This window comes from Pseudenhygromyxa sp. WMMC2535 (assembly GCF_011083025.2).
In genome coordinates this window covers 7,952,636-7,978,848 of the sequence record NZ_JABJWV010000001.1, presented here as the reverse complement: position 1 = coordinate 7,978,848, position 26,213 = coordinate 7,952,636, and the positions used below count along the sequence as shown (strand labels likewise).

The 26,213-nt window shown below is 68.9% G+C and carries 19 protein-coding genes and 1 pseudogene; 7 read left to right on the top strand and 13 right to left on the bottom strand.

What is annotated here, in order from left to right:
* Positions 1–74: 74 nt before the first annotated feature.
* Genes G6O69_RS30850 through G6O69_RS30840 form a run of 3 tightly spaced genes read right to left on the bottom strand, consistent with a single transcriptional unit; the run spans position 75 to position 6,112 of the window.
* Positions 75–2,399 carry a serine protein kinase PrkA gene (locus G6O69_RS30850; protein ID WP_172307053.1) on the bottom strand — a complete coding sequence of 775 codons (2,325 nt, stop codon included), beginning with the start codon at positions 2,397–2,399 and terminating at the stop codon, positions 75–77.
* Positions 2,400–2,439: 40 nt separating this feature from the next.
* On the bottom strand, positions 2,440–3,000 hold the full coding sequence (locus G6O69_RS30845) for a protein-disulfide reductase DsbD family protein (RefSeq protein ID WP_172307052.1): 561 nt from the start codon (positions 2,998–3,000) through the stop codon (positions 2,440–2,442).
* A gap of 19 nt (positions 3,001–3,019) precedes the next feature.
* The gene (locus G6O69_RS30840) at positions 3,020–6,112 is read right to left on the bottom strand and encodes a carboxypeptidase regulatory-like domain-containing protein (RefSeq protein WP_172307051.1); all 3,093 of its coding nucleotides are present in this window, start codon (positions 6,110–6,112) and stop codon (positions 3,020–3,022) included.
* A 404-nt stretch (positions 6,113–6,516) separates the two neighbouring features.
* Between G6O69_RS30840 and G6O69_RS30835 the strand changes: the two genes are divergently transcribed.
* Positions 6,517–7,875, top strand: coding sequence for a serine/threonine-protein kinase (locus tag G6O69_RS30835; RefSeq protein WP_172307050.1), 1,359 nt, complete (start codon positions 6,517–6,519; stop codon positions 7,873–7,875).
* A gap of 16 nt (positions 7,876–7,891) precedes the next feature.
* On the opposite strand, the gene G6O69_RS30830 is transcribed toward G6O69_RS30835, so the two are convergent.
* Entirely contained in the window at positions 7,892–8,368 is a 477-nt protein-coding gene (locus G6O69_RS30830) for a hypothetical protein (protein WP_172307049.1), read from the bottom strand.
* Positions 8,369–9,247: 879 nt separating this feature from the next.
* On the opposite strand from G6O69_RS30830, the pseudogene G6O69_RS30825 reads away from it, so the two are divergent.
* Positions 9,248–9,808 (top strand): annotated as a pseudogene (locus G6O69_RS30825) (transposase); the annotation flags it as partial.
* A 189-nt stretch (positions 9,809–9,997) separates the two neighbouring features.
* Here G6O69_RS30825 and istB read toward each other — a convergent pair.
* Together istB and istA are read right to left on the bottom strand one after the other, a co-directional pair.
* Complete coding sequence (gene istB / locus G6O69_RS30820; protein ID WP_172301648.1) at positions 9,998–10,756, bottom strand: IS21-like element helper ATPase IstB; 759 nt, start codon at positions 10,754–10,756, stop codon at positions 9,998–10,000.
* Complete coding sequence (gene istA / locus G6O69_RS30815; RefSeq protein ID WP_172301650.1) at positions 10,753–12,198, bottom strand: IS21 family transposase; 1,446 nt, start codon at positions 12,196–12,198, stop codon at positions 10,753–10,755. The genes istB and istA overlap by 4 nt, the downstream gene beginning before the upstream one ends.
* 102 nt (positions 12,199–12,300) lie before the next feature.
* Between istA and G6O69_RS30810 the strand changes: the two genes are divergently transcribed.
* On the top strand, positions 12,301–13,335 hold the full coding sequence (locus G6O69_RS30810) for a transposase (protein WP_172307047.1): 1,035 nt from the start codon (positions 12,301–12,303) through the stop codon (positions 13,333–13,335).
* Between the two features lie 246 nt (positions 13,336–13,581).
* Here G6O69_RS30810 and G6O69_RS30805 read toward each other — a convergent pair whose 3' ends face one another.
* The 5 genes from G6O69_RS30805 to G6O69_RS30785 form a co-directional block, all read right to left on the bottom strand.
* Complete coding sequence (locus G6O69_RS30805) at positions 13,582–14,382, bottom strand: hypothetical protein (RefSeq protein ID WP_172307046.1); 801 nt, start codon at positions 14,380–14,382, stop codon at positions 13,582–13,584.
* Between the two features lie 98 nt (positions 14,383–14,480).
* Positions 14,481–15,134, bottom strand: a complete 654-nt coding sequence (locus G6O69_RS41695) for a prepilin-type N-terminal cleavage/methylation domain-containing protein (RefSeq protein WP_172307045.1) — start codon at positions 15,132–15,134, stop codon at positions 14,481–14,483.
* A gap of 77 nt (positions 15,135–15,211) precedes the next feature.
* A complete protein-coding gene (locus tag G6O69_RS30795; RefSeq protein ID WP_172307044.1) occupies positions 15,212–15,880 on the bottom strand; it encodes a prepilin-type N-terminal cleavage/methylation domain-containing protein in 669 nt (222 codons plus the stop codon).
* A 334-nt stretch (positions 15,881–16,214) separates the two neighbouring features.
* Complete coding sequence (locus G6O69_RS30790; RefSeq protein ID WP_346017106.1) at positions 16,215–17,633, bottom strand: sigma-54 dependent transcriptional regulator; 1,419 nt, start codon at positions 17,631–17,633, stop codon at positions 16,215–16,217.
* A 90-nt stretch (positions 17,634–17,723) separates the two neighbouring features.
* The gene (locus G6O69_RS30785; RefSeq protein ID WP_172307043.1) at positions 17,724–18,854 is read right to left on the bottom strand and encodes a class I SAM-dependent methyltransferase; all 1,131 of its coding nucleotides are present in this window, start codon (positions 18,852–18,854) and stop codon (positions 17,724–17,726) included.
* A 66-nt stretch (positions 18,855–18,920) separates the two neighbouring features.
* On the opposite strand from G6O69_RS30785, the gene G6O69_RS30780 reads away from it, so the two are divergent.
* The 4 genes from G6O69_RS30780 to G6O69_RS30765 all read left to right on the top strand — a co-directional run bounded on the left by G6O69_RS30780 (position 18,921) and on the right by G6O69_RS30765 (position 24,377).
* Positions 18,921–19,901, top strand: coding sequence for a response regulator (locus G6O69_RS30780; RefSeq protein ID WP_172307042.1), 981 nt, complete (start codon positions 18,921–18,923; stop codon positions 19,899–19,901).
* A 255-nt stretch (positions 19,902–20,156) separates the two neighbouring features.
* Positions 20,157–22,925 carry a valine--tRNA ligase gene (locus tag G6O69_RS30775; RefSeq protein WP_172307041.1) on the top strand — a complete coding sequence of 923 codons (2,769 nt, stop codon included), beginning with the start codon at positions 20,157–20,159 and terminating at the stop codon, positions 22,923–22,925.
* Between the two features lie 21 nt (positions 22,926–22,946).
* Positions 22,947–23,438 carry a low molecular weight protein-tyrosine-phosphatase gene (locus G6O69_RS30770; RefSeq protein ID WP_172307040.1) on the top strand — a complete coding sequence of 164 codons (492 nt, stop codon included), beginning with the start codon at positions 22,947–22,949 and terminating at the stop codon, positions 23,436–23,438.
* A gap of 24 nt (positions 23,439–23,462) precedes the next feature.
* Positions 23,463–24,377 (top strand): fructosamine kinase family protein, encoded by a 915-nt coding sequence (locus G6O69_RS30765; protein ID WP_172307039.1) that lies wholly within the window; start codon positions 23,463–23,465, stop codon positions 24,375–24,377.
* On the opposite strand, the gene G6O69_RS30760 is transcribed toward G6O69_RS30765, so the two are convergent.
* Together G6O69_RS30760 and G6O69_RS30755 are read right to left on the bottom strand one after the other, a co-directional pair.
* A complete protein-coding gene (locus G6O69_RS30760; RefSeq protein ID WP_172307038.1) occupies positions 24,369–25,652 on the bottom strand; it encodes an MYXO-CTERM sorting domain-containing protein in 1,284 nt (427 codons plus the stop codon). The genes G6O69_RS30765 and G6O69_RS30760 overlap by 9 nt on opposite strands.
* A gap of 64 nt (positions 25,653–25,716) precedes the next feature.
* Complete coding sequence (locus tag G6O69_RS30755; RefSeq protein WP_172307037.1) at positions 25,717–26,169, bottom strand: thioesterase family protein; 453 nt, start codon at positions 26,167–26,169, stop codon at positions 25,717–25,719.
* Between the last annotated feature and the right edge of the window lie 44 nt (positions 26,170–26,213).

Here is a 26,213-nt window from a genome sequence, read left to right as displayed (position 1 = left end):
ACTGCAAGTTTTGGCGACAAAGCCTTCGGCGAAAAGACCAAGCGGGGTGTCGTGTTGGGTTTCACCACGGGCTCCTAGTACCGGTGCTTGCTGAGCTGCACGAGGGTCTCCTTGAGGGAGTCGTGCGTGTGGCGATCGCGGCGCTCGTTGGTCCCTGCGACGTCGTGCTCGCCGAGCAAGACCTCGACGGCGAGCTTGGCCTTGTCGCGCTCGGCCTGGCTGAGGTCGAACTCCGACGGCCGGTCCTCGGTGAGCAGCTCGAGCATGTACTGAATGCCCTTGCGCACCGTGTCCTTTTGCTGGCGGTAGTACTCCTCGCGCATGCGCCCGAAGTAGTCGGGAAAGATCGCCTCGTAGTTGGGCTCTTCGTTGGGGTGGCTCAGCGCCCACGCGCCGATCCGCCCGAGCAGGTCCTTGCGGAAGCCGGCGCCGGGGTTTGGATCCATGGCGCGCTCGAGCTCGGCCATGAATTTTTCGTCGGGGTCGAGGAGCTGGCCGGTGACCTCGTCGAAGATGCGCTCGCCCTTGACGTGGTGGCTGGCGTGGAAGACGTACTTGCGGAAGAGCTCGAGGTAGCGGGCCTCGTCGACGAGGCCGAGGGCCTCGCGGACCTCCCAGTCCGAGAGCGAGAGCCAGCGCTCGAAGGCCAGCTCGGTGATCGAGTTGGCGCCGTCGAGCTGGTGAAAGCCCGCGTTGGCCTCGAGGTGCATCCAGCGGTGGTTGATGCGGTCGGCCAGGTAGACGCGGAGCTCGTCGAACACGCGCGGGACGGTGACGCAGCGCGCGTTGGTGGGCAGGTCCGAGGCCGCGGCCATGAGCACGTTCTTGAGGTCGCGGACGCTGGCCCCGAAGCTGCCCTCGTAGTCGCCCAGGGGGTAGTCGGAGCCCTCGACGCGGACCACGGCGTGGTCGTAGCGCTCGGTGTACATCTGGGGCACGGCGGCCAGGAGCTCGCGGGCCTCCTCGCTGCTCAGGCCCTCGGGGATCCGCCCGTAGGCGTAGAGGTCGGCCTTTTGCAGCGGCGTGAGCTTGTCGAGGACCTTGCGCAGCTTCTCGGAGTACTTGCTCGCGTCGGGCCGCCGCAGCCGGGTCATCACCCCCCACAGCGCCAAGATCCGCGGCACGTGGGGCGCGATGTGGACCCCGCGGAGCATGTCGCCGACCTGCTCCTGATAGATCTTGCGCTCGACGCGGTAGTCGAGCAGGTAGGGCACGGGGATGAGATCGAGGCGCGCGCGAAAGCTCTGATACTCGGCCGAGCGCAGCGCTCGAAACTCGAGCAGGTTGATGTCGTTGGCCGAGCCCGTGAACACGGTGTCGAGGCCGAGCAGCAGGTGGTCGAGGACCACGCGCGCGCTCTCGGTGGCCGTGAGCAGGTACTTGTAGTGCTCGTAGGGCCGCTTGAGCAGGTCCGAGAAGTTGAGCACGCCGCGCTGGGCGTCGACGAGGTCGCCCTGGGTGCCGTAGAGCACCTGACCGGCGACGGAGGCCGGGAGGTGGGCGAAGGCGCGGTCGCCGGTGACCGGGAAGGAGCGCGCGTCGACGGTCTGCTTGGGCTCGACGTCGACCAGGCCCGTGCGATAGGTGCGGCTGAGGTAGAGGCGCTCGACCTGGACGTGCTTGTAGACCTCGGCGAGGTCGCCCTGGTAGGCGGTCAGCAGCGCGTCGAAGATCTTGCGGTTGCGGGCCGAGAGCTCGCCGTTGCGGATCGTCCACGGGACCACGAAGTCCTCGTCGTCGGCGAAGAGCTCGGCGAGCAGCTCCTGGCGCGCGGCGAGGGGGATCAAGAACAGCGGGTGGTCCTTGTTCTCGTCGATCAGCCGGGCCTCGATGTCGTCGCTCTCGAGCCGGGCGAAGGTCTCCTCGCCGAGGGCGTCGAGCAGCGGCGCGGAGCCGAAGCCGATGCCGCCGCCGGCGACGCGGCGGGTGGGGAACACCCAGGCGAAGCGGTAGAGCAGGCCGTCCTCCGTGTGCGAGTAGGCCTCGAGGCCGGCCTGGAGGCACTCGAGCAGGGTGCTCTTGGCGCTGCCGTTGGGCCCGTGCAGGAGGATCAGCGAGTCGATCCGCCCGAGCCGACAAAAGCCGTCGAGGACCTCGTAGAGATCGGTCTGGGCGCGCTCTTGGCCGACCAGGCGCGGGCCGTCGTCGAACTCGCGGTCGAACAGGCGAAAGCGCTTGGCCGGGCCCTGAGGCGTGCGCACGTCCTCGCGCCCGAAGTACTCGAGGGCGTCGCGGACGTACTGGGCGCTGTTGCGGGCGTGGAGCTTGGGCGACTCGAGCAGCAGCTCGAACCACTCGTCGAAGCTCAGCAGCCGCCGGGTGGCGGCGAACTCCTCGGCGACTTGGGTGGCGAGACGCTCGAGGCGTTCGGTTGCGGGGGGGCGCTTCGATTCGGGCATGAAGATCCTGTGCGCGGCTGACCGCCTCCCGCGGTGGGGCTCACTTGACCGCGACGGTGAACTCGAGCTTCTCGGTCTTGGGCGCGCAGGCCTCGTCCTGACACACGGCGAACTTGAACTCGCCGGTGAAGGTCTTGTCGCCGGCCTCGCTGGGCGTGAAGCTCAGGGCGAACTCGCAGTTCTCCTCGTCGAGCTCGACCGCGTCGTCCTTGCCGAGCTTGGCCTTGGCCACGGTCACCCCGGCGGGCGGCTCGACCTGGAGCTTGGTGGGGTACTCCAGGTTCATGTGCCAGGTCTCGGCCGGGATCACGCGGATGCTGACCTGGCCCTCTTCGCCGACCTTGCCCTCGCTGGGCTCGATCTGGAGGGTGTAGGCCTTGTCCTCGGGGGAGGCGCCGGGCTTCTCGGCGACCTTTTGCTCGCCCTCGACGGGGGCGCCAGCGATGGGGCCCTCGGCCTCGGGCGCGGCCACGGCGTCGGTCTTGGCGGCGTCCCCATCCTTGCCCTTGGCGGCCTCGTCACCCTTGTTGTTGGCGCAGGCGGGCAGCGCGAGGAGGACACAGGCGAGCAGGGGGAGTCCTTTGAGCTTGGTCTGGGTCATGGCGCGAAGCGAGTACACCTCATGGCCTCTCGAAGCGCAACTGGACGTCCTTGGTGAGCTCGCCGCGGAGCACGTCGGTCTCGAAGTCTTCGATGGGCGCTAGCCCCGCAGCGCGCGCCTCGGGGGGCGTCGCGCTCAATCGAATGTCCCCTGGCGGGACGCCATCGATGCGCCAGCGTCCGCGCCCGTCACTGCGAGCCTCGCCCAGGAGCTCACCGGAGCTCGAGCGCGCGCGGATCGTCGCGTTGACGACCGGATCGCCGATATCGTCGTCGATCACCCCGGCGATCGAGCCGCCCTCGGTGAGCTCCACGGTGAGCTCCACGCGGCCGCTGCCGTCGTCGCGCAGGCTCGCGCTGCGCCCGACCCAACCCGGCGCGCTGATCTCGAGGTCGAGCTCGCCGACGAGGCGATCGAGCACGGCGCGGCCCTTGGCGTCGGTGGTCGCGGACATGTGGCCGGCGTGGAGGGTGGCCCCCTCGATGGGGTCGCCGCGCAGGGCAGAGCGCACGAGCACGTCGGCTTGCCAGCCCGAGACGAGCACGAGATCGCCGGCCGCGGGCTCGTCGGGCCCAACCTGGGCGCGGGTCTCCACGGGCACGTAGTCCCCGTGTTCGAACTCGAGCTCGACCTTGCCAGGGCCGAGGGCGTCGAAGCGATAGCCGCCCTTGTCGTCGGTCCAGGTCACCTGCGCCGGCGACAGGCCGTCGAGGGGGCGCAGGGCGACCTCGACGTCGGCGATCGGTCGGCCGTTGCCGTCGACCACGCGGCCGTCGAGGGTCTCGCGGGCGGGCTCGAGCTCGACGTCGAGATCGACGGGGCTGTCGCCGAGCTGGATCTCGACGAGCTTGGGGATCAGCCCGCGGCCGCGGAGGATCAGCTTTTGGGGCCCGCGGCGGTAGCCCGCGTCGAACACCCCGCGCTCGTCCGTGGTCAGGATCAGCCCGTCGCCGAGATCGATCTGCACGCCCGCGATCGGGTTTTGGTTGGCAGATCGAACCACGCCGGTCAGCGGCACGCCCTCGCGCAGGCGCAGGGTCACGCCCTCGCGGATCTCCCCGGAGCGCAGGTCGAAGGTCTGGACGGCCGAGGCCGCGTGGCCGCGATGCACGGCCCACAGCCGGTGCTCACCGGGGAGCAGGAGGTCGAGCTCGAAGCGCCCGTACTCATCGCTGCGCACGCCGACGAGGCCCACGCCGACGTCGTCCTCGGGGAAGAGCGGGATGTCGGGGACCTCGCCCTTGGTCACGCCCAGGCTGCCATCGGCGGCGCCGATGGCCACGGCGAAGAGGCGCTGGCGGGTGTCGCCCTCGCCGACGCTGAACGCCGCCTCGCTGTCGAGCATGACCTCGGCGCCGGGGACCGGGCGATCGTCCTCGTCGAGGACCACGCCGCTGATCCGCGCGGGGCGAGCGAGCACGAGGGTCTGCTCGTCGAGGCCCTCGGCGCCGACGAAGCCCTCGGAGCCGACCTCGACCTCGACGGGCTCTGGGGGCAAGAAGCCGTCGGCGTCGGCGTGGAGATAGTAGGGCCCGGGGACCACGGGGCCGACCTCGGCGCGGCCCTCCTCGTCGGTCTGGGCGATCTTTTGCAGCATGCCGAGCTGGCCGTAGCCCAAGGTCACGCGCGCCCCGGGGACGGGGGCGCCCTCGGGATCGACGACGCGCACGGGCACGCGAAAGGCCGGGACCAGGGCGAGGTTGACCCGCAGATCCGGGGTCACGTTCTCGAGCGGGACCGAGGCGTACTCCTGGCCGCCGGCCGTGGCCGGCGGGACCACGATCTCGACGCCGTAGATGCCATCGGGGAGGCGCTCGAACACGAAGCTGCCGTCCGCCTCCAGGGGCTGCTCGATGGCCGGCCAGACCGACGAGCCCTCGAGGCGGACCTTGGCTCGGGCGATGCGCTCGGGGGAGCCCACGGCGGCGCCCTCGAGATCGATGAGCGCGTCGAGGACCATCAGCACCTGATCTTCGGGGGCGATGGCCTCGACCACCGAGAGCGCGTAGCCGGGGGCGATGGCGCGCAGGCTCAGCGGGCCGCGGGGCAAGGTCGTGAATTCGAAGCGGCCCTCGGCGTCGCTGCGCGTGCGCCACGGCTCGGGCTCGTCGAGGTTGGGGATCGGCATGGCCTGGACGCGGACGTCGGCGAGCGGCTGGCCGCGGGCGTCGAGGGTCTGGCCGGCCACGCGCAGGCCCGGGCCGAGGGCGACCGTGGGCAGCTGGACGACGCGCGCCGCGGGGTCGGGGACGGCCCCCTCGTCCGCGGGGGGGATCTCGGCTGCGACCAATCCGCGCAGGTGGCCGTCGATGAGCAGCTCGACGTGGACCGTGCCCGAGAGCGCGGGCTCGCTGAGCACGAGTTCGAAGCGCCCCTCGTCGTCGCAGGTGATCTCCTCGGTGACGAGCTGGCCGTCTCGCCAAGCGCGCGCGTGGCAGCTGCCGGGGAGGGGAGGGAGGAGCTCGTGCGGAGGGAGCTCGGCGAGCAAGGCGGCGAGCTCGGGATCGTCTCCGGCCGACTCGCTGATCTCGGGATCGCTCGCTTCGGGATCGGCCAGATCCGCGGCGTCGTCGCCCGATTCCTCGGTAGATTCCTCTCCGGATTGGTCTCCGGCTTGGTCTCCGGCTTCATTGGGAGATTCACCGTCTCGGGGCTCACCCTTTCGAGTCTCGTTGTCTTCTGGGTCACCCCCGTCAGAGTCGTTGTCACCCAACTCACCGCCAGACGTCTCGGTATTGTCAGCCTCGCCAGCGTCCTCGCTGTCGTCGTCCTCGCTGTCTCCTCCTTCTTCTCGGGGGACCTCGCGGAGGACTCGGCCGCGGATGCGCGCGGCGGTGGCCGAAGTCGCCATATCTCGCGCTGTCGGCTGCTGCTCGCCCTCGGCCTCGCCCTGCTCGCCGGCCGCTGGCGCGCGCCCCATCCAGCTGACTACGGCCAGCCCCACACAGGCGAGGAGCACGACGAGGGCTACGAGCAGCGCGCGACGCCGTGGAGCCTGGGCGCCCTCGGGTGCCTGCGTGTCTCGAGCCTGGGCTTGCGCCTCGGGCTCCCCGGCCGCGGAGCTCTCCTCTGAGGAGGGGGCGCTATCGCGAGGATCCTGGGCGTCGCTCACCGCGAGACCCTAACAGCCCGTGGTGAAACCGACCACGGTCACGAGCAGGCCGCAGGGGAGCGATGTCGGCGGCTCGAAGCTACCCCATCCCCCGCGCGGTGGCGTGCGCAGTGCTTCGAACATGGAACGATTGTCGCGGGCGCGCTAGCGAGTTCGAAAGGTCGATATCGACGAGCTGGGAATTGGTCACACCCCATGCACGCGGGGGCTCCTGCAATCGCGCAGACCTCGTTGGGGAAAAATGCCTCTATCGTAGTGGAAACGCGCTCGAGACAGGGCTATATCGCCACTGAAAGGCGTCGCGCAATGGGCGCTAACCATGCGAAGGGGGCGCCGAAAAGCGTGAGCATCTCTGTCCTCTCGGCCAGGCGACAGTCGATAGTTCGTGGTATCCACTCGATGACGTGGCTGCCCGTCTGCGACCGGTCGAGGCCCCCGATGAGCGAGCTGCATGCTCGACCACCGGCGGGCCAGGGCGTGATCCCGGGCGGGATGGGGAGGCCAGCGTCATGGTGATCGCGGAGCGCTACGAGCTCCTCGCGCGCATCGGCAAGGGCGCGAGCGGATCGGTCTATCGGGCCTTCGACAGGACCCTGGACCGCGAGGTCGCGCTCAAGCTCCTGCAGCCGGGCGAGCTCGAGGGGGCGGAGCGCGAGGCTCGAGTCCTCGCCAAGATCGCCCACCGCAACGTCGTCACCATCCACGACTTCGGGCGCTCGGACGGGCTGCGCTACCTGGTGCTCGAGCTGCTCGATGGCCGCAGCTTCGGCGAGTGGCTGCTCGATCGTCCATCGACGACGGAGCTGCTCGAGGTGTTCTGCGAGGCCGGCCGCGGGCTCGCGGCGGCGCACCGGGCTGGCCTGGTCCACAGGGACTTCAAGCCCAGCAACGCGATCTTGACCGACGAGGGCCGCGTCGTCGTCATCGACTTTGGGCTCGCGCGCGACCTCGACGGCCTGCGCGACGAGCAGCAGCGCTCCGAGTTCGTCGAGGGCACGCTCGCCTATATGGCGCCGGAGCGGCTCGCGGGCAGCTCGAGCGACGCGCGCAGCGATCAGTTCTCGTTTTGCGTGGTGCTCTGGGAGGCGCTGGTCGGCCGCAACCCCTTCTCGGGCGCGGATCCGCTGGCGCGCTACCGGGCGGTTCGCCGCGGGCCGCAGGGCAGCTCGCCGGCCCTGGACACGCAGCTGCGGGGCATCCTCACCCGCGGGCTGAGCTTCGATCCCTGCGCGCGCTTCGAGTCCATGGACGATCTGATCGTCGCGCTCGAGCGCCCGCGCGTGGCTCCGCGTCGAGACCTCCAGCGCCCGCTGCTGACGGCGCTGGCGATCGCCGCGACCTTCGTGATCGGCTGGGGCTTCGCGCCCGAGGCCCCAACCCTCGAGATCGCCCACGCCGACTATAAATTCCTCGCGGTCATGAAGGTCGTCGAGTCTGCGCGCGAGCAGGCCGAGGCGGGCGAAGCGATGCTCGCCGTCGACGAGGTCGCCAGCGCCCGTCGCATGTTGCTCGAGCTGACCTCCGAGGGCAGCGCGGAGTACTGTGCCTTTGGCGAGGCCGTGGCCCCGCTCGGGGACGTGCTGGTCGAAAACGGAGACTATGAGCTCGCGCGGCTGATGTACGCGACCGCGATCCGCCACTATGAAGACTGTGGCAAGCCGACGAAGGCGCTCTTCGAGCGCAAGATGGTCGCGCGCTCGCTGTCTTTGTCCAAGTCGGGGACCAAGCCCGACGACAACTTCCCGGCAGTCCCGCGGGAGTAGTCGCGGAGGCAGGGGCTCAGCCCTGCCCATCGCTGCAGCCGCCCTCTGCGCTGTTGTTGCAGAGCACGAGCTCTCCCGGGCACTCGCCGTCTCCAGCCATATAGGGCACGCAGCCGCCCGAGGTGCAGCACATCGCGTCCTCCTGACCGGTGCTCGGGCCGAAAAAGCAGTAGCCATGGCTGCAGGCGTCGTCGAGGGGGATATAAGGGGTGACGGCGCCGGTGAGCGGATCGACCTCGCCATGCTCGACATAGAAAGGATAGCTGCCCGAGGCGCACGCAGCGTCAGCTTTCAAGGTCGTGCTCCGCTCGCTCCAGCATACATTGGCGCGGAGCACGGGGGCCTCGCTGGGCGCGAAGGTGCAGGCCCGAGGGATCGATGTGCACAGATAGCGCCCGCTGCTCGCCCCCGTGGCCAGCTTTGCGCCCATGCCGAGGCCGAGGCCGACGAGCGCCGCCAGTGAGACATGAAATAACCTACTGTGAATAGTCATGTAATGACGGTACAGGCATTTGCCTTGTCTGTCTTGTCTTTAAAATCGATGGCTGTATTTGTTGATATCCATGTGGCTGTATTCCCCGCGTCACGCCTGCCTGGCGCGAGTTTCTTCGCATTTGGGAAAATCTGCGCGAAGACGCGTCAGTCATGTCTGAAGGGGATAATTCGAGGTCTTTAACCCCACCTGACCCGAACTGATACGGTGAGCTGACCCGCGCTCGGGTCTCAGCCCCGCCCGATGAAGTGTATGGATATATGGAATTGCATATCCATACTACTGGCGGATCCCAACACTGGCGGGGGGCGGATGTGATCGGCGAATGCCATGATGTTTGCACTGGAAGTGTGGCTTAAATCAACGGTTGAAATATATGTACTCTCAATCTCGAGGGATGAGGTGAGTGTCTACGGGGTCGTGAACGCTAGCGATATGAATTGGCACCATATGCCCACTGTGGCGCCGAGCCACGCGCCGCGCAGGAGGACAGGCATGGAAACACTGACTCCCGAAGGGATTCTGCTCCCGAAGGGATCTTGCGCGGGTCTTTGGCAGGAGCCGTTGCTCCGAGAGGTGGACCGCGGCCTGTTCGGCGGAAGCCTTCCCACCCCTGCGCTCTCGCCGGGTGGCGGGCGACCAACATGATGGAGCAGCCTAGCCGGCTCGGTGCTCGGCGCGGGCCCCTTCCACTCGAGCGGCCTGCTCTACGTCGGCGAGCGACATGCCGTTGCTCGCGGGCGAGGAGCGTTTTCATGTCTGCCTTTGCCGCTCTAGAGCGGCGATCAGTTTGAATTGTTAATAGATTCCGATCGCTTAGCGGCGCGGTTCGACAACGTCTGGCGGTCGTGATCCCGTAGGCCTCGCACGAGGCCACGCATGACGCTCCCCCGCTGGAACCCTCCCGTCACTCTGTCTCCCCGCGAAGCCCGCATCCGCAAGCGCGTCGGCAAGAAGCGCAAGCTGTTTGGCTTCCTGTGTGACCACCGGCTCGAGCTGTTCGACGACGACTTCCAAGCCGAACTCGAGCAGATGTACCGCGACACCGGAGCCGGGAAGAACCCGATGCCGCCCGCACTGCTCGCCATGGCCCTACTGCTTCAGGGCTACTCCAACGCGTCGGACTCGGAGGCCGTCGAACTCGCCGCCTGTGATGCTCGATGGCAGCTGGTCCTCGGCTGCCTTGGTTGCGATGACCCGCCGTTTTCCCAGGGCGCGCTGTTCAACTTCCGCGAGCGGCTCATCGCTCACGACATGGACCGCAAGCTGCTCGAGCGCACTCGGGAGCTCGCCAAGCGAACTGGCGCCTTCGACTTCAAGAAGCTGCCCAAGAAGCTCGACGTCGCCGTGGACTCGAGCCCGCTTCGAGGTGCGGGTCGGGTCGAGGACACCTTCAACCTCCTCGCTCACGCGGCGTGGAAGGTCGTGCTGTGCGTCGCCGAGCTACGCGCTCGACCGGCGGAGCTGCTCGTCGACGAGCTCGGTTGATCAGCGTCAATTATTTTTTCCGATTGGCGACGATTATTCCTGCCGGTGCGAGACTTGCGCGTCCCCGTGCACGGCGACCTCGCGCGCGGGGTAGTTGTCGTTCGGGCAGTTGTCGCAGCCCGGTGTAGTTGTCGTCGGGCGTCAGCCCTTCTTGCGCCCCTTGGCCTTCTCGGTCCGGTAGCTGGGCACGTTGAATTCCAGGATCACCGAGTGGTGCACGAGCCGGTCGATCGCGGCCGAGGTCGCCATCTTGTTGTTGAAGATCCGGTCCCACTCGCTGAAGACCAGGTTGCTCGTCAGCGCCGTCGAGCGTCGCTCGTAGCGCTCGGCCAGCAGGGTGAAGAGGACCTCGGCCTCCTCGGCCGACTGCTTGACGTAGCCGATGTCGTCGAGGATCACGAGCTCGAAGTTGTCGAGCCGACGCAGCTTCCGGGGCAGCTCCAGATCTCGCTTGGCCGCGAGCAGCTCCTGGATCAGCGAGTAGGTCGGCGTCCACAGCACCGAGCGGCCCTGCTCGACGAGGGCGTGGCCGAGGGCCGCGAGGGCGTGGCTCTTGCCGACGCCGGGCAGGCCGAAGGCCAGCACGTTGATCGCCTCGTCGAGGAAGTCGCCGGCTTGCAGCTCGCGGAGCTTGCGGACCACCGGTCGCGGCAGCCGCTTGTCGTCGAGGGTCTCGAAGGTCTTGCCGACGCTGAGCTTCGAGGCCCGGCGCAGGCGAGCGACTCGGCGAGCGTGGCGGGCCTCGGCCTCGAGGTCCAGGACCTCGGCGATCGTCGCCAGCGCTGGCTCGTGGCCGTCGGTGACCAGGCGCGGGACCAGCTCCTCGGCCGCGGTCGTCAGCTTGAAGCTGCGCAGCAGCGTGGTGATCTGCTCGGCGTGGGCGGGGGGTCGAGGGTTCACGCCGCACCTCCGAGCAGCTCGTCGTAGACGCCCAGATCGGGCTCGCCGACCTCGAGCTGCGGGACCTCGGACTCCGTGGGCTGGACCCGCTGCTTGACCGTCGCGTAGTCGAAGGGCGCGCCGGCCTCGAGCAGCTGCGCGAGTTCGGCCTCGACCGTCGACTCCATCGTCATCGCCGCGAGGTGCAAGATCCTCACGTAGTCGACGTGGCCGCGCCCGGGTCGAGCGCGCTCGAGCGCGTCGTAGGCCCGGCGGAAGATCAGCGAGGGGTACAGCTCCTCGCGGAAGCAGTAGTTGGGGAAGGCCCCGGGCTTGCGCACCAAGGAGGCGATCACGTGGCGGTAGTCGATGCGGTGCGCGCCTTCGCCTCGCAGCCGCGGGAAGGTCTCGACCACCTCACCGCCGTAGCGCAGCTCGACCTCGTTGGCGTGCAGCCGGACCTCGACCTGGTGGCCGATCAGCTGCGAAGGCACCGAGTAGATCCGCCCCCGCACCTTGATCGTGCTCCAGCGCCGGACCTTCGGCGTCTCGGTCGTGTAGGTCGGCACCGGCTTGATCGGCAGCGGCCTCAGCAAGGGGCTCTCGAGCTCGAGCTTCGCCGTGACGTGCTGGTTGTGCTCGCGCTCGAGGGTCTGCTGGACGAAGCGCTCGTAATCCTCGACGCTGGCGAAGTCCCGGCTGCCCCGCAAGATCAGCGCCTGCTTCAGCAGCTTTTTGGTTCGCCGATGCCGGACCTCGACCGCGCCGTTTTCGTGCGACTTGCCCACGTTGATGCGCCGGACCGTCTCGATGCCCAGATGCGTGCACGCGTCCGCGAAGCGCTTGTTGAGGCTCCGGCCCCGCGCCTTCTTCAGCTCGTGCGTCGCCGCCGACATGTTGTCGAGGGTCAGCTTCCGCGGCACCCCGCCCAGGGCCCACAGTGCCCGCTGGAGCCCCTCGACCAGCGCCTCGTAGCTCTCCGACAGCGCCACGCAGGCCCAGGTCCACGCGCTCGCGACCAGGACCAGCTCGAAGAGCAGGTGGCGGAAGGGCTCGCCCGCGATCGTCACCTGCAGCTCGTTGCAGTTGGTGAAGTCCAGCGCCGCTTCCTCGCCGGGCGGGTGCTCTTGCTGGAAGTAGACCTCCTTGTCTGGTCCGTGCAGCGCTCGCCAGTCCCGGACCCGCCGCTGCATCGTCCGCAGCTGGCCCTGGTTGAAGCGCTCGGGCTTCTCCTCGATCAGCTGCTTCAGCAGCGTCTTGGCTTCGAGCTCGCCCTCCTTGTCCCGCTCGAGCAGCGGGACGATCTTCTCCTCCCACACCCCCTCGAAGGGATCCTTGCGCGTCCGCCAGTGCCGCGGCTCCTTGGTCTGCGAGGGCAGTGGCCCGCTCTGCCACTTCCGCGCCGACCTCACGCTCATTCCCGCCGCCGCTGCTGCGGCCTGCTGTGTCTTGCCTTGGTTCATCTTGCTCCGTAGCAGCCGTACTTGCTCGTCCGTGACCACGTGGGGGCTCCTGCTCCCCAGCGTCCCACGCGCGTTCTGGCTGGCTCGGACCGGCAGGTTTAGTTGTCGTCGACCGGCAAAAGTTATTGTCGTCGATCACTCGGCATCCCGCTGCTCGCGGAGCCGAGCATCAAGAAGGCGCTCGATATCGACTGGTCCAACCCTGCGGCCAAGAGCGCGGCGTTGAACCGTTTGCTCGGACAGATTGAGACGCTCGAACAGTGGGTCGAGACGAACCTGTCGAGCGAGAGCAGCAAGCCTCCGTTGCAAGACCAGCTCGCGCTACTCGAGCAGCTACGTGGACAGGATCTCGAGCCCGACCCCGACCGCGGAGGCCAGCGCATCAAGCGGGGCGTGGCGAAAGACCGGCGTGTGTCCGTCGAGGACCCCGACATGCGTCACGGTCGCAAGACCAAGACGAAGTCCTTCAACGGATACAAGCGCCACGTCGTCGTCAGTCTTCACACCAAGCTCATCCTCGCTGTGACGGTGGCTCCGGCGAACCAGCCGGAGAAAGACAGCCTCCCCACGCTCGTCGACCGAGTCGAACATCTGGGCCTCGAACTCGCGAGCCTGCACTTCGACCGGGGCTACATCGAGAGCTCGGACGTCCCCGAACTCGTGGCCAGCGGCGTCGAGGTCATCTGCAAGCCATGGCGGCAGTCCAACGGCGACAAATTCGCCAAGACCGACTTCAGCCTCGACTTCGCCAGCCAGACGGTGACCTGCCCAGGGGGACAGACCCAACCCATGCTCCTCGGCGAGAGCGCCCGCTTCGAGGCTGATGTCTGCAACGCCTGCGAGCTCAAGCCCAAGTGCACGACCTCGGACCGGGGCCGAGGCCTCCGAATCGCCGCCAACGAGCCGTTGCAAGCGAAACTACGGGTCCTCCAACGAGCACCGCGCGGACGCGCGCGACTGCGACAGCGCGTCGTCGTCGAGCATACGCTCGCTCATGTCGGCCAGCGCCAAGGCAACCGAGCTCGCTACCTCGGCATACGCAAGAATGAGTACGACTCCACGCGAGCGGCAGTGCTCGTCAATCTGCAGGTCATCCAGCATGAGCTGGAGTGCCCGAAGCTGGCAAATGCGGCGTAGCTCACCGAATTCAAACTGGTCGCCGCTCTAGGAGCCCGTGGTGGAACCCAGCGCGGCTCCTGGCGCCGGAATTTTCGTCGAGGGCGCGAAGCCAAAACGCCGCTGTACCGGGCGTACTACAAGTTTTGGCGACAAAGCCCTCGGCGAAAAGACCAAGCCAGGTGTCGTGTTGGGTTTCACCACGGGCTCCTAGGGGTCTCGCGTCAGGGGAGGGCCGCGGTGGTCGGCCCCGGGGCCGGCGGTGGCTCAGTGCTCCTCGATGAGCGCGAACAGATCCGGAGGGATGTAGGGATACTCGGCCCGGTGCGTGGCCTCGAACTGCGCGCGGGTCTTCTCGATGGCCTCGAAGCCAGCCTCGCCGATCAGCGCCTGGAGCTTGATCTTGAGCAGCCGGCGGTGATCTTCGTCCTCGGCCTGGAGCAGCTGCTGCTCGAGGAACTGAATGTTGAGCTGGTCCGCGCCGCCCTCACTGACCAAGGTGGCGGCGAGCTGGCGGACCAGGGGCGGGGCGCCGAAGGCCGCGGACTTGCGGATCAGCGCGACGCCCTCCTCCATGGCCTGCTCGCGCTCGGCCTCGTCGTAGCCGGGGGTGGTCTGCACGTCGCGGGTCAGCAGCATGCCGAGGGCGAAGAGCAGCTCGTGGTCCTCGGGGAAGGCCTCGACCCCGCGGCGATAGAGGGTCACGGCGCGGTCGACCATCTCGTAGTTGATGGCCTCGCCGCTGTAGATGAAGACCACGCCGCCCCAGGCGTAGGGCTTGCGAAAGCGCGGGGCGAGGCTGTAGATGGCCTCGAGGTACTCGATGATCCACGCGTAGTTGGTGGCCCCGGTGCGCTCGCCGGTGAAGATCACCGCGCGGATCCAGATCAGGTCGGCGAGGGCCTCGCGGTAGCCGAGGCTCATGGCCTCGAGGTGCTGCGGCGGGGGCAGGTAGTAGACGTCGGCGTCGCGGGGGAAGGCGTCGCGGTCGAGGCGGACGAAGCCGTGGCTGAGCGCGGTCAGCCCGGTCAGAGTCACGAAGAGCAGCGCGAGCAGGATCCTGCGCACGCCGAGAGTCTACACCGCTTCGAACGAAGAAGCGGCCGCCGGGACGAGCCGGCGACCGCTGCTGCGTAGGCCCCTGTGCGGGGCGTGGGCGCCGAGGCTTACTCGACCTCGTCCTTGACGTACTGACCGGCGGCACCGTTGACGCCCTGCTGGTCGGCCGCGCCGCTGCGCTCGAAGGTCGAGTAGATCAGGTCACCGTCGAGATCGCCGAAGGCCTGGGCGGTGAACTGGCAGCGCCCGTAGCCGGTGGTCTCGTTCACGGCCTTGTAGTTGTAGTGGTAGTAGTGGCCCTGCTCCTGGAGGTAGTTCAGGCCGTTCCACACGTCGTTGTCGTTCCACTCGGCGATGTCGTAGTAGCCGCCGCCACCGCCGCCGGTGGCCGGGACGCAGCGCCCGCCGGGGCCGTCGTTGCAGTCGGTACCGAAGTCCGGGGTCACGCCGGCCTCGCCGCCGCCGGGGGTATCCTCCATGTGGGGGCAGCGGTGCGGCGCCATCTCTTCGATCAGACCGCCGTCACCGATGAAGCCAGTCGCGCCGCGCTGAGCGTGCTCCGCCTTGAAGAAGGCCGAGCTGGCGTCGAAGAGCTTGGCGAGCTGAACCTTGGCCTCGGAGGTCTTGGCCTTGCGCATGTACTTTTGCAGGGCCGGGATGGCGACGACGGCGAGGATGCCCAAAATCGCGACCACGATCATGAGCTCGATGAGCGTGAAACCGCGGGCGTTCTTCAGCTGCTTTTTGATGTCGATGTGCATTGTCTGGTCCTTGTTGTGTGGCTGTGGCTGGCCGGTAGCTTGGTGTCGAGTCGTGTCTCGGGTTTGCGGGGGGGGGCTCACTCCCCGAAGTTGCTGTCACCCATCGAGACGTCGGTGGTGAAGTGAGCCGTGGTGAATTCCCAGTAGGTGCCGTCGCGGTCGAAGTCGCACTTGGCGAAGGCGTAAAACCAGTCGCGGGCGTAGAAGCGCTCGAGCTGCTCGCCCCCGGCGGGGAAGACCTCGCTCGCCAGGGCGTAGGCCGGCGGCTCGTCGCCGTACTCGCCGTTGGTGCCGTCGCCGGAGATCACCCCGTAGGCGCACCAGCTGTGCCCGCCCTCGGGCATGAAGTTGAGCACGTCGAAGCCGTGCTCGACTCCGCCGGCGCGGAAGTAAGGCGTGTCGATGGCGACAGAGTCCCGGCTGAAGCCCTCGTCGGAGATCGCCCACTGAATGACCCCGTCCTTGCTGGCCAGCTCGCTGGGCGCCACCGGGTAGGTGTCGTCTTCGTCGACCGAGGTCGAGGCGTAGTGGCCGTAGCGTGAGAGGAGGGTGTTCTCTCGCAGCGCGATGTTGGACAGGTCGCCGATGACCTCGGTCCGTCGCGCGCTGCGGACATTCTTGGTGTATCCGACGATCGCGAGGGCGGCCATGATGCCCAGGATTGCGACCACGGTGAGCAGCTCGATGAGCGTGAAACCACGTTGGTTCGCGGTGACGCTGGAGGGCTGCTGGAGTCGGGACCTCATGGTTGCGTCGTGGTGTTTAGCAGGGCTCATGCCGGTTTCCTCCGATATGAAAAACGAGTGATTTCAGACAGTTGTGCCGTGTGCTAGCGCCCGAGGGGGAGCCGTAGCCGCAGAATGTCGTCTGAGCTCGGACCATCTGTGACCGAGAGCTCAAAATTGTCGCTCGTTTTGTTTGTTTTGGTCACTTTGTTACTGACCATGTCGGATGTCGGCATGGTCGGGAGATCATACATCTGTCCCAAGGGACACGCGAGTTGTACGCGACCCGGTGTCATGGACGTATGAGAGCCCACGAAGAGCGATATCGCGCTGCCCTTTTCGGGCTCACAGACTCTCAGTCGTCGTCGCCGCGACCGACCTCGATGCCGAGCTTCTTGAGGCGGTAGCGCATCGATCGAAAGCTGATGTTGAGCAGCTCGGCGGCGCGCTTGCGGACGCCGCCGGCTTGATCGAGGGCCGCGAGGATCAAGGAGCGCTCGAGGTCGGCGAGGGCGGCGTCGAGGTCGAGGCCCTCGGGGGGGAAGCGCTCGGGGACGACATCGTTGGTCCGGGTCTGGGGGCGGCGATCGGGGAAGTGGGCCGCGCTGAGCATGCTGGTCGACTCGAGGGCCACGGCGCGCTCGATCAGGTTCTCGAGCTCGCGGACGTTGCCGGGGTAGTCGTAGGTCAGCAGCCAGTCGAGGGCCTCGGGGCCGATGGCGTCGAGGTTGCGCTTCATCTCGCGGTTGAAGCGATCGAAGAAGCGGGCGGCGAGCAGGGGGATGTCCTCGCTGCGGTGGCGCAGGGGCGGGAGGACCACGCGGACGACGTCGAGGCGGAAGTAGAGGTCCGAGCGGAACTCGCCCGACTCGACCGCGGCCTCGAGGTCGCGATTGGTGGCGGCGACCACCCGGCAGTCGACCGAGAGCTCCTTGCTGCCGCCGACCGGCCGGATGCTCCGCTCTTGGAGCACGCGCAGCAGCTTGACCTGCATGGTCACGTCGAGCTCGCCGATCTCGTCCAGAAACAAGGTCCCGCCCTCGGCGATCTCGAACACGCCGCGGCGGTCGGCGGCCGCCCCCGTGAACGCGCCCTTGACGTGTCCGAAGAGCTCGGATTCCATCAGCTGCTCGGGGATCGCCCCGCAGTTGACCGGGACGAAGGGGCCCTCGGCGCGATCGGAGAGCTTGTGCAGGGCCCGAGCGACGAGCTCCTTGCCGGTGCCCGACTCGCCGCGGATCAGCACGTTGGTGCGCGTGGGCGCGACCCGGCGGACGAGGTCGAAGACCTTCTGCATGGCCTCGGAGCGCCCGATCATCCGGTCGAGGGTGTGCACGCCGTCGAGGGCGTCGCGCAGCCTCCGGTTCTCGCTGCGCAGGGCCCTGCGCTCGAGGGCGCGCTGGACCACGACGAGGATCTCGTCGACCTTGAACGGCTTGATCAGGTAGTCGTAGGCGCCGAGCTTCATGGCCTCGACGGCGGTGTCCGTCGTGGCGTAGGCGGTGATCATGATGACCTGGGGCGGGGTGTCGCGCTCACGAGCGTGGCGCAGCACCTCCATGCCCGGGATCCCGGGCATGGTCAGATCGGTGATCACGATGTCGTAGCCGAGGTTGTCCTCGTCGTCGTTGAGGATGCGCAGGGCGTCGGCGCCGGACTTGGCCGTGGTGACCTGATGTCCGGCTCGGCCGAGGCAGACGGCGAGGAATTCACGCATGCCGACCTCGTCGTCGACGACCAGGATGCGCCCGGGGAGCTGATCCGTGTCCGCCACTGGTCGAAGCTTACAACCTCGCTCGACCGCCGCGCGAACGGGCGCGACAGCGCTCGCGCGCCTCGGCCCGGGCTCGAGGTTCACAGACTCTCAGGTGCGGGTGCCCGGGCTCGAGCCGAGGGCGGCGAGGCTCGAGGTCAGCGAGGAGCGCTGTGGTCCGCCGGCGCGCAGGCTCGGGTCGGCCCGGTGGAGGCGGCGGAGCTCGACCAGCAGCTGCGCGCCGAAGCGACGGATGATGCCCATGTCACGCAGGCGCCACTCGAGCTTCGAGAGGGCCCACCCAACGAGGGGGATCTGGAGCGCGGCGTTATGCGGGATGACCACGCCAAGCCCATGTGCGCGCACGAATTCGAGCTCGGGCGGCAAAAAGCGCATGAACCTCGGGAGCGTGTCCCAGCGCGTGAGGCCGTAGCGATCGCCGAGGATCATGCGCCGCCGCGAGACCACGGTGATCGGGTTGCGGATGCCTTCGACGATCCCTCGCAAGCTGCGCGGGTTGGCGATCTGCACGAACACCGTGCCACCGTCCGCGGTCACCCGCGCGGCTTCGCGCAGCAGCTGTCGAGACAGGCGCTCCGAGGTCTCGGTGTCGTAGCCGAGGTGCGGGAAGGTTCGCAGGCAGTAGACGACGTCGACGCTCGCGTCGCGGTGTTCGCGGAGCCGGAGCACTGGCTGGCCATCCTCTTCTTCGTCTTCGGGGAGCCTGAGCTTGCCGTCCGCGTCGAGGAACTCGCCGGCCGGCAAGAAGCCCGACTCCTCGGCGATCTTCATGGGGATCTGCTCGAGCGCACCTTTTTCGACGACCGTGAGCTGGTCGCCGGCCCGCTCGCGGACCCACCCGGCGATCTCGGGGCTGCCGTGGCCGAGGTCGAGGACCCGCGCCCCGCAGACGTGGCCAAGGAGGACGTCGCCGATCAGGCTGTCGACCAGCCTGGTCCACTCGTTGCTGCTGGCGTGGGGCCCCGCGAGGTTGTCCGCGGACAGGCCGGCCGAGGACAGGCTGGCCGTCGAGGTCGAGGCCCCGGCGGGGCGCAGTCGCCCCGAGCCGGACTCGGCCGCCCGCGCGCGCAGGTCGATGGGCTTGTCGATGCTCATCCGAGCAGCGGCCTCCTGAAGGCGCGCGAGGTCGCCGCTGCGCTCCTCGGGGGGCGTCGAGGCTGCCGAGTCCGGGGGACCCTCGTCGGTGGCGGCCTGCTTTGGCCGCTTCGTTGACCCGCTCACGTGGGCCATGGTACGCCTTTGCAGGCCAATTTCGGCGGCAACACCAACGTTTCGAGGGACCCGTACATGCCCATCAAGATCCTTGCGATCGACGATTCCAAGACGATGCGCTTGGCCATCAAGATCACCTTTGCGGCAGAGGACGCCAAGGTGACCGCTGTGAGCAAGGGGTCCGAGGCCGTCGCGCGCGCCAAGCAAATGCAGGCCGACGTGGTCCTCGTCGACCACAACCTCGCCCCCGGTGAGCCCAGCGGCTTCGAAGTCGTGCAGGCGCTCAAGTCCAACCCCGCGACCGCCAGCATCCCCGTGATCATGCTGATCCCCGCCAAGGGGCAGATCGGCGAGGCCGACGTGACGGCGGCAGGCGCCGACGGCTACATCGGCAAGCCCTTCGACACGCAGGAGCTGATCGACAAGGTCGGCGCTGCGCTCGGGCGCGGCGCGGCCAAGGCTCCAGCGGCGGCTCGCCCTGCGCGCGCCCCCGTGGCTCGCCCCCCGGCGGCAGCCAAGCCCCCCGTGGCGGCTCGACCCCCAGCAGCGGCCAAGCCCCCCGGTGCTCGCCCTCCGGCGGCGGCGCGTCCCCCAGGGGCACGTCCCCCGGCGGCGGCCAAGCCTCCCGGCGCCCGTCCGCCAGGGACGGCCCGGCCTCCGGCGGCGGCCAAGCCCGCGGCGGCCCCCCGGCCCAAGCCCGCGGCGGCGCCCCGGCCCAAGCCGGCCGCGCCCGCGCGACCCACTCCGGCGCCGACCCCCGCGGCTCGGCCGACCCCGGCGGCTCGCCCGAGCCCGGCAGCCCGGCCGACTTCTGCGCCTGCTGGGGCGATCCCCGTCGCGGTGCCGATCCCCTTCACCGCCGCGAGCTCGGCCACGCCCGGCATGCTCGAGCGCATCCGTGCCGCCGCGGCTGGCAGCGAGGCGGCGGCCGGGCTCGACCCCGCGGCCGTGCAGGCCCTGCTCCAGCTCAGCCAAGAGGTCGTCGAGCAGGTCGTGTGGGAGGTCGTGCCCGACCTCGCCGAAGAGCTGATCAAACAACAGGCAGCTCAGCGCTGAGGCAACAGGCAGCTCAGCGCTGAGGCAACAGGCAGCTCAGCGCTGAGGCAACAGGCAGCTCAGCGCTGAGGCGGCGATCTCGCTGGGCGCCTCGTTTTTCGAGCGCCCGCGTCCCCCGAGAGAGCTCGCACCCGTTGGGTGCGAGCTTTCGCACGTTAGGCGATCCCCGGCACGCACGGGCGTGTGCAACCCGTCCGCGGCTGTGGCAGGTTTCGCTCCCGCCCGCGCCAAAAGGCGCGGCCCGAGAGTGCAGCGATGACCAGTTCGAATGAGTTCGCCAAGGTCTACGAGTCCGCCCAGGTCGAAGGTCGCCTCTACGACCGCTGGCGAGAGCGCGGCTACTTCCAGCCCCACGAGGGCGAGGGCCCCCACTTCACCGTCGTCCTCCCGCCGCCCAACGTCACCGGTCGCCTGCACATGGGCCACGCGCTCACGGCCACGATCGAGGACACGCTGGTTCGCTGGCATCGCATGCGTGGCGCTCGAGCGCTGTGGCTCCCGGGCACGGACCACGCCGGCATCGCCACCCAGGTCATGGTCGAGCGCGAGCTCGCCAAGGAGGGGACCAGCCGCCTCGAGGTCGGGCGCGAGGTCTTCCTCGAGCGGACCTGGAAGTGGAAGGAGGAGCACGGCGGGATCATCGATCGCCAGCACGAGCAGCTCGGCGCGTCCTTGGACTGGAGCCGCTACCGCTTCACCATGGACGAGGTGTCCTCGCGGGCCGTCCGCGAGGCCTTCGTGCGCCTCCACGAGCAGGGGCTGATCTACCGCGACTACCGGCTGATCAACTGGGACTGGGGCTCGCAGACGGCGCTCTCGGATCTCGAGGTCGAGCACAGCGAGGTCGAAGGTTCGCTGTGGCACATCGCCTATCCGATCGCGGAAGGCGAGGGGGCGCAGGGCGAGCGCCTGGTCGTCGCGACCACGCGCCCCGAGACCATGCTCGGCGACACGGCCGTGGCCGTGCACCCCGACGACGAGCGCTACAGCCACCTCATCGGCAAGCACGTCGAGCTCCCGCTGAGCGGGCGCAAGATCCCGATCATCGCCGACGACATCCTCGTCAAGATGGGCTTTGGGACCGGCGCCGTGAAGGTGACCCCGGCCCACGATCCCAACGACTTCGAGACCGGCAAGCGCCACGACCTCGCGCTCATCCAGGTCATCGACTTCGACGGCAAGATCCAGGCCCCGGCGCCGGACGAGTACGTTGGTCTGAGCGTGGCCGAGGCCCGCAAGGCCGTGCTCGCCGATCTCGACGCCCAGGGCCTGCTCGTCGAGACCAAGAAGCACACCCTGGCGATCGGCCGTAGCCAGCGCTCGGGGGTGATCGTCGAGCCGCTGCCCTCGACCCAGTGGTACGTGCAGGTCGGGCCGATGGCCGAGAAGGCCCTGGCGGCCGTGCGCGACGGTCGGACGCGCATCTACCCGGAGCACCGGACCGCCGACTACTACCGCTGGATGGAGAACATCCGCGACTGGTGCATCTCTCGCCAGCTGTGGTGGGGGCACCGGATCCCGGCCTGGCACTGCGCCGAATGCCAGGGCATCACCGTCACCCGCGAGGATCCCAGCGCCTGCTCCCACTGTGGGAGCGCGGACATCCACCAGGACGAGGACGTCCTCGACACCTGGTTCAGCTCGGGCCTGTGGCCGCTGACCACCCTGGGCTGGCCGGCCGAGGACAACCAGCTGGCGCGCTTTTACCCGACCTCGCTGATGGAGACGGGCTGGGACATCCTGTTCTTCTGGGTCGCGCGGATGATGATGTTCGGCCTGCACTTCACCGGCGAGGTGCCCTTCGAGAACATCTATCTGCACTCCATGGTGCTCGGCGAAGACGGCCAGAAGATGTCCAAGACCAAGGGCAACGTCGTCGACCCGGTCGAGCTGATCGACGCCTATGGGGCCGACGCGCTGCGCTTTTACCTGTGCACGATGGCCGGCCAGGAGACCGGGATCGTGTTCAGCCGGGCGCGGGTCGAGGGCTACCGCAACTTCTGCAACAAGCTGTGGAACGCCGCCCGCTTCGCGAGCATGAAGCTCGAGGGCCTCGACCTGCCGCGCTGGCGCGCCGAGATCCTCGAGACCGAGGGGGGGCTCGAGCGCCTGAGCATCGCCGATCGCTGGATCCTCGGCCGCGCCCTCGGCCTGGCCCGAGAGTTCGCCGGTCAGCTCGGCGACTGGCGCCTGGATCTGGCCGCCCACGCGGCCTACCAGTTCGTGTGGCGCGAGCTGTGCGACTGGTACATCGAGCTGGCCAAGCGTCGCCTGGCCGAGGACGCCGACCCCGACGAGCGCCAGGCCACCCAGGGCACCCTGGCCACGGTCTTCGACCTGGTCCTGCGCATCCTCCATCCGATGATCCCCTTCATCACCGAGGAGATCTGGCAGCGCCTGCCCCGGCCCGAGGGCGCGGGCGACAGCCTGATGCTCGCGCAGTGGCCGTTGCTCCCCGCGGGGGGGACGAGTGAGGGCGAGGGCGCGACCACACCCGGTCCGGTCGCCAACGCCGTGGCCGTGCTCGAGGACGCGGGCGTGGTCGAGGCGAGCGGCGACGTCGAGCGGCTGATCGCCGTGGTCACCACCCACCGCATGCTCAAGGCCGAGTCCAAGATCTCTCCGGCCCAGGGCGTCGACGTGCTCGTGCGCAGCGACGACCCGGCGGTCCGCGCCTCGCTCGAGCGCGTGCGCGAGGCCGCGGCCTTCGTCGGCCGCATGCAGTCGCTGAAGATCCTCGGCGCCGCCGACGAGCTGCCCAAGGCCTGCTCCGTGGCGGTGGTCGCCGGGATCGAGGTCGGCCTGCCCCTCGAGGGCCTCGTCGACCTCGACGAGGAGCGCAAGCGCCTGGCCAAGGAGATCGCCAAGAAGGACAAGCAGCTGACGGCCCTCGACAAGAAGCTGCAAAACGCGGGCTTCCTCGAGCGCGCCCCGGCGGAGGTCGTGGCCAAGGAGCGCGAGCGCCACGCCGAGCTCGGCGACAGCCTGGCCAAGCAGCGCGCGCTGCTCGAGCGGATCAGCTGAGCCGGGGAGGGGAGGACGACCATGGCTAGCGAACCCGCGCTCTCGGTCTGCTTCGTCTGCCTGGGCAACATCTGCCGCTCGCCCACGGCCGAGGGGGTGTTCATCCACCTCGTCGAGGCCGCGGGTCTGAGCGGGCGAGTGCGCATCGACAGCGCGGGCACCGGGGGGTGGCACGCGGGCGAGCGCGCTGATCGTCGCGCGCGCCTCGAGGGCCAGCGCCGCGGCATCGCGCTGCCGAGCTTGGCCCGCGAGGTTCAGCCCGAGGACTTCGCGGACTTCGACTGGCTGCTGGCCATGGACCGCGCCAACTTGCGCGACCTCGAGGCCATGGCGCCCGCCGGCGCGCGGGCGAAGCTCGCCTTGTTCCGCAGCTTCGACCCCCAGGCGCCCGAGGGCGCCGAGGTCCCCGATCCCTACTACGGCGGGGATGAGGGCTTCGCCGAGGTCTTCGACATGTGCGAGGCGGCGGCGGCCGGCCTGCTCGAGCGCCTGCGACCGGAGCTCGAGCGATGAGGCCACTGCGATGAGGCCGCTGCGATGAACCTCGACGCCCGCCTCGCGGGGCCGCTGACGGCGACGTTGGGGGCCGGCGTCGCCAGGGCGCGGGCGATCGCCGGCGGCTCGATCAACGCCGCCTGGGCGGTGACCTTGAGCGACGGCCGCGAGGTCTTCGTCAAGGCCCGGAGCTCAAGCGGCGCGCCGGCGGAGATGTTCGCCGCCGAAGTCCACGGTCTCGAGTGGCTGCGCGCGGCCATCTCGGAGCTCGGGTCGGCGTTCGGGGATGTCCAGCTTCGCGTCCCCGAGGTCCTGGCCTGTGATCCGCGGGGGCGCTTTTTGGTGCTCGAGCTGCTCGAGCCCGGCCCGGCCAAGCGCGACTTCGACGAGCGCCTCGGCCGTGGCCTGGCGGCGCTGCACCGCAGCGGGGCGGCGTTGCCAGGCTTTGGCCTCGAGCAGGACAATTTCATCGGCAGCCTCGAGCAGCGCAACGCCCCGGCCGCGGCTGGCGAGGACTGGCCGAGCTTCTATCGTGAGCGCCGCCTCGCGCCCCTGGTCGCGCTGGCGGCCGAGCAGGGCCTGGTCGACGCGCGCTTGCGCCGGGCCTTCGAGCTGCTCTATGCCCGCCTCGAGGATCGCTGTGGTCCCCCCGAGCCGCCCGCGCGGCTACACGGGGACCTGTGGGCCGGCAACCTCCACCGCGACGCGCAGGGGCTGCCGGCGCTGATCGACCCGGCGGTCTACGCCGGGCACCGCGAGGTCGACCTCGCGATGATGCGCCTGTTTGGTGGGTTCTCGCCGCGGGTGTTCGCGGCCTACGAAGAGGCCTACCCGCTGTCCCCCGGGGCGGAGGCGCGGGTCGACCTCTACCAGCTCTACCCGCTGCTGGTTCACGCGGTGCTCTTTGGCGCGAGCTACCTCGACGCGGTGGTCGGCGCCCTGGCCCGCCTACTTTGAGGCGTGCTGGCGGCGACGACGGCGGACGAGGCCGAGCAGGCCGAGGCCGAGCACGGCCGCGACCGATCCCTTGGGATCGTCGGTCGTCGAGCAGTCGCAGCCCGTGCTCTGGCAGGCGGGGTCCTCGGGGTCGATCTCGAGGCTCTCGCCGTCGCGGGGCAAGGCGATCCACGACATGTCCACGCTCGCGACGAGGTCGCCGATGGCGGCCTCCATGGTTGCCTGACGGGCCTCGGGCTCGTCGGGGGCCTCGCGGCAGCTGTCCTCGAGCAGCATGAAGTCCTGGATCTCACCGCTGGGCGCGACGCGCAGGTTTCCGCGGGTCACGGACCACTCGACTGGAAAACCGAAGATGCGCCGGCCCTTGTCGTCGCGGGCCAGGGCCGCGATCGCCACGGGGCTCGTCCACTCGCGCTCTTCGGTGTCGTCGTCGAGATAGATCGGGACGAGCTCGAGGCTGGTGATCTGGTCGACCGAGACCGCCTCGACCGCGGGCAGGTCGAAGGCGTGGCCGTTGACGTCGAGGGTGGCCTCGTCGATGCGCGTGCCCGTGGGGATCGTGCCGAGGAGGTACTGGCTCAGTGAGTCGGCGTCGGGGTCGGTGTCTTGGAGGTATTCGTAGTGCGCCGGGAGCGAGAGCGCCGCGGCCGAGGAGGAGAAGCGGACCTCCTGACGTGGGTCGGCGCTCGGCTGGGTGAGCACGGGTCGCAGACCAAAGGTCCCGTCGGCGACGACTCGGGTCGGGCTCAGGGGCAAGGCGACGTCGTCGGGGAAGCTACCCGCGGGTCCGGGGGAGACCATGGACAGACCAAAGGTAGGGTCCATCTCGTTGATCCAGCCAGCCGCGGCCTCGTCGGCGGAGACGCCGATCATGGTCCAGCTGTCCGCGGGGACCTCGGACAGCTGGCCCTCGAACTGCGGGCAGGCCTCGAGCAGCGCGGGAAACTCGACGGCGCCGGAGCCCGCTTGGGTGACCTCGAAGATCCCGTCTTCGTACTCGAGCACACCGCTGGCGCCAAGGACCACGCACTCGTCGCGGAAGGCCTGGTCGCGTATGGTGCTCCTCGCCCCCGGGGAGACGCTGAAGTCGGTGCCGACCAACACTCGCTTGTTGTCGAAGCCCATGCGATCGGGGAGGTCGTCGAAGACGAAGCTCCAGTGGTGGTTGTCGCTGTACTCGTAGTAGTCGCAGCCGCTGATACCGGCGGCGGCGATGGTGCCGAGGATGAGCGTGGTGGCGAGAGGAGTCTTCGAGCTCAGTCTTTTCAATCGCATGGCGCGATCGTAGCAGGCTCGCGAGCGCGCTTCGACGCGCAGTCTTTGAGATGTGCTCGCGGCTTCAGGCGCCCGCGCCGTCTTGGCCGTCGGTGTCGAGCTCTTCGACCCAAGGTGCCATGGCCACGCGGAAGCCTTCGCCCCAAGGTCGTGGCGCCAGCGTGTCGCGGTCGACATGGACGACGGTCCGCGTGCCTCGGGCGTGGTCGATGTCGCGGTCCATCGGCAGCATGCGCACGCCGAACACCAACGAGGTCCGACCGATGCGTTCGATGCCGACGCGGATCCGCACCTTGCCGACGCCGCGGACGGGCGAGAGGTAGTCGACGGCGTTGTGGCGCACGAGGTGGAATTGCTCGGGGCGCGAGGAGTCTTGGAAGGCGCCCCAGCCCACGTCCATCCAAAACGCGCCCACGGCCCGCTCGAAGAGCAGGGGGTAGCGGGCGTTATGGAGGATGTTGAAGGGGTCGAGGTCGTCGAAGTAGATGCCGAAGACGGACTCGTGGAAGCGGCGCATGATCGGGGGGGGAGAGCAGAGGGAGAGAGCAGGGGGGGGAAGTC

Bases quoted from the DNA above. Each gene is read 5' to 3' on its own strand.
- G6O69_RS30850 (WP_172307053.1), bottom strand. From the start codon at position 2,399: ATGCCCGAATCGAAGCGCCCCCCCGCAACCGAACGCCTCGAGCGTCTC.
- G6O69_RS30845 (WP_172307052.1), bottom strand. From the start codon at position 3,000: ATGACCCAGACCAAGCTCAAAGGACTCCCCCTGCTCGCCTGTGTCCTC.
- G6O69_RS30830 (WP_172307049.1), bottom strand. From the start codon at position 8,368: ATGACTATTCACAGTAGGTTATTTCATGTCTCACTGGCGGCGCTCGTC.
- istA (WP_172301650.1), bottom strand. From the start codon at position 12,198: ATGAACCAAGGCAAGACACAGCAGGCCGCAGCAGCGGCGGCGGGAATG.
- G6O69_RS41695 (WP_172307045.1), bottom strand. From the start codon at position 15,134: ATGCACATCGACATCAAAAAGCAGCTGAAGAACGCCCGCGGTTTCACG.
- G6O69_RS30795 (WP_172307044.1), bottom strand. From the start codon at position 15,880: ATGAGGTCCCGACTCCAGCAGCCCTCCAGCGTCACCGCGAACCAACGT.
- G6O69_RS30780 (WP_172307042.1), top strand. From the start codon at position 18,921: ATGCCCATCAAGATCCTTGCGATCGACGATTCCAAGACGATGCGCTTG.
- G6O69_RS30775 (WP_172307041.1), top strand. From the start codon at position 20,157: ATGACCAGTTCGAATGAGTTCGCCAAGGTCTACGAGTCCGCCCAGGTC.
- G6O69_RS30770 (WP_172307040.1), top strand. From the start codon at position 22,947: ATGGCTAGCGAACCCGCGCTCTCGGTCTGCTTCGTCTGCCTGGGCAAC.
- G6O69_RS30765 (WP_172307039.1), top strand. From the start codon at position 23,463: ATGAACCTCGACGCCCGCCTCGCGGGGCCGCTGACGGCGACGTTGGGG.
- G6O69_RS30760 (WP_172307038.1), bottom strand. From the start codon at position 25,652: ATGCGATTGAAAAGACTGAGCTCGAAGACTCCTCTCGCCACCACGCTC.
- G6O69_RS30755 (WP_172307037.1), bottom strand. From the start codon at position 26,169: ATGCGCCGCTTCCACGAGTCCGTCTTCGGCATCTACTTCGACGACCTC.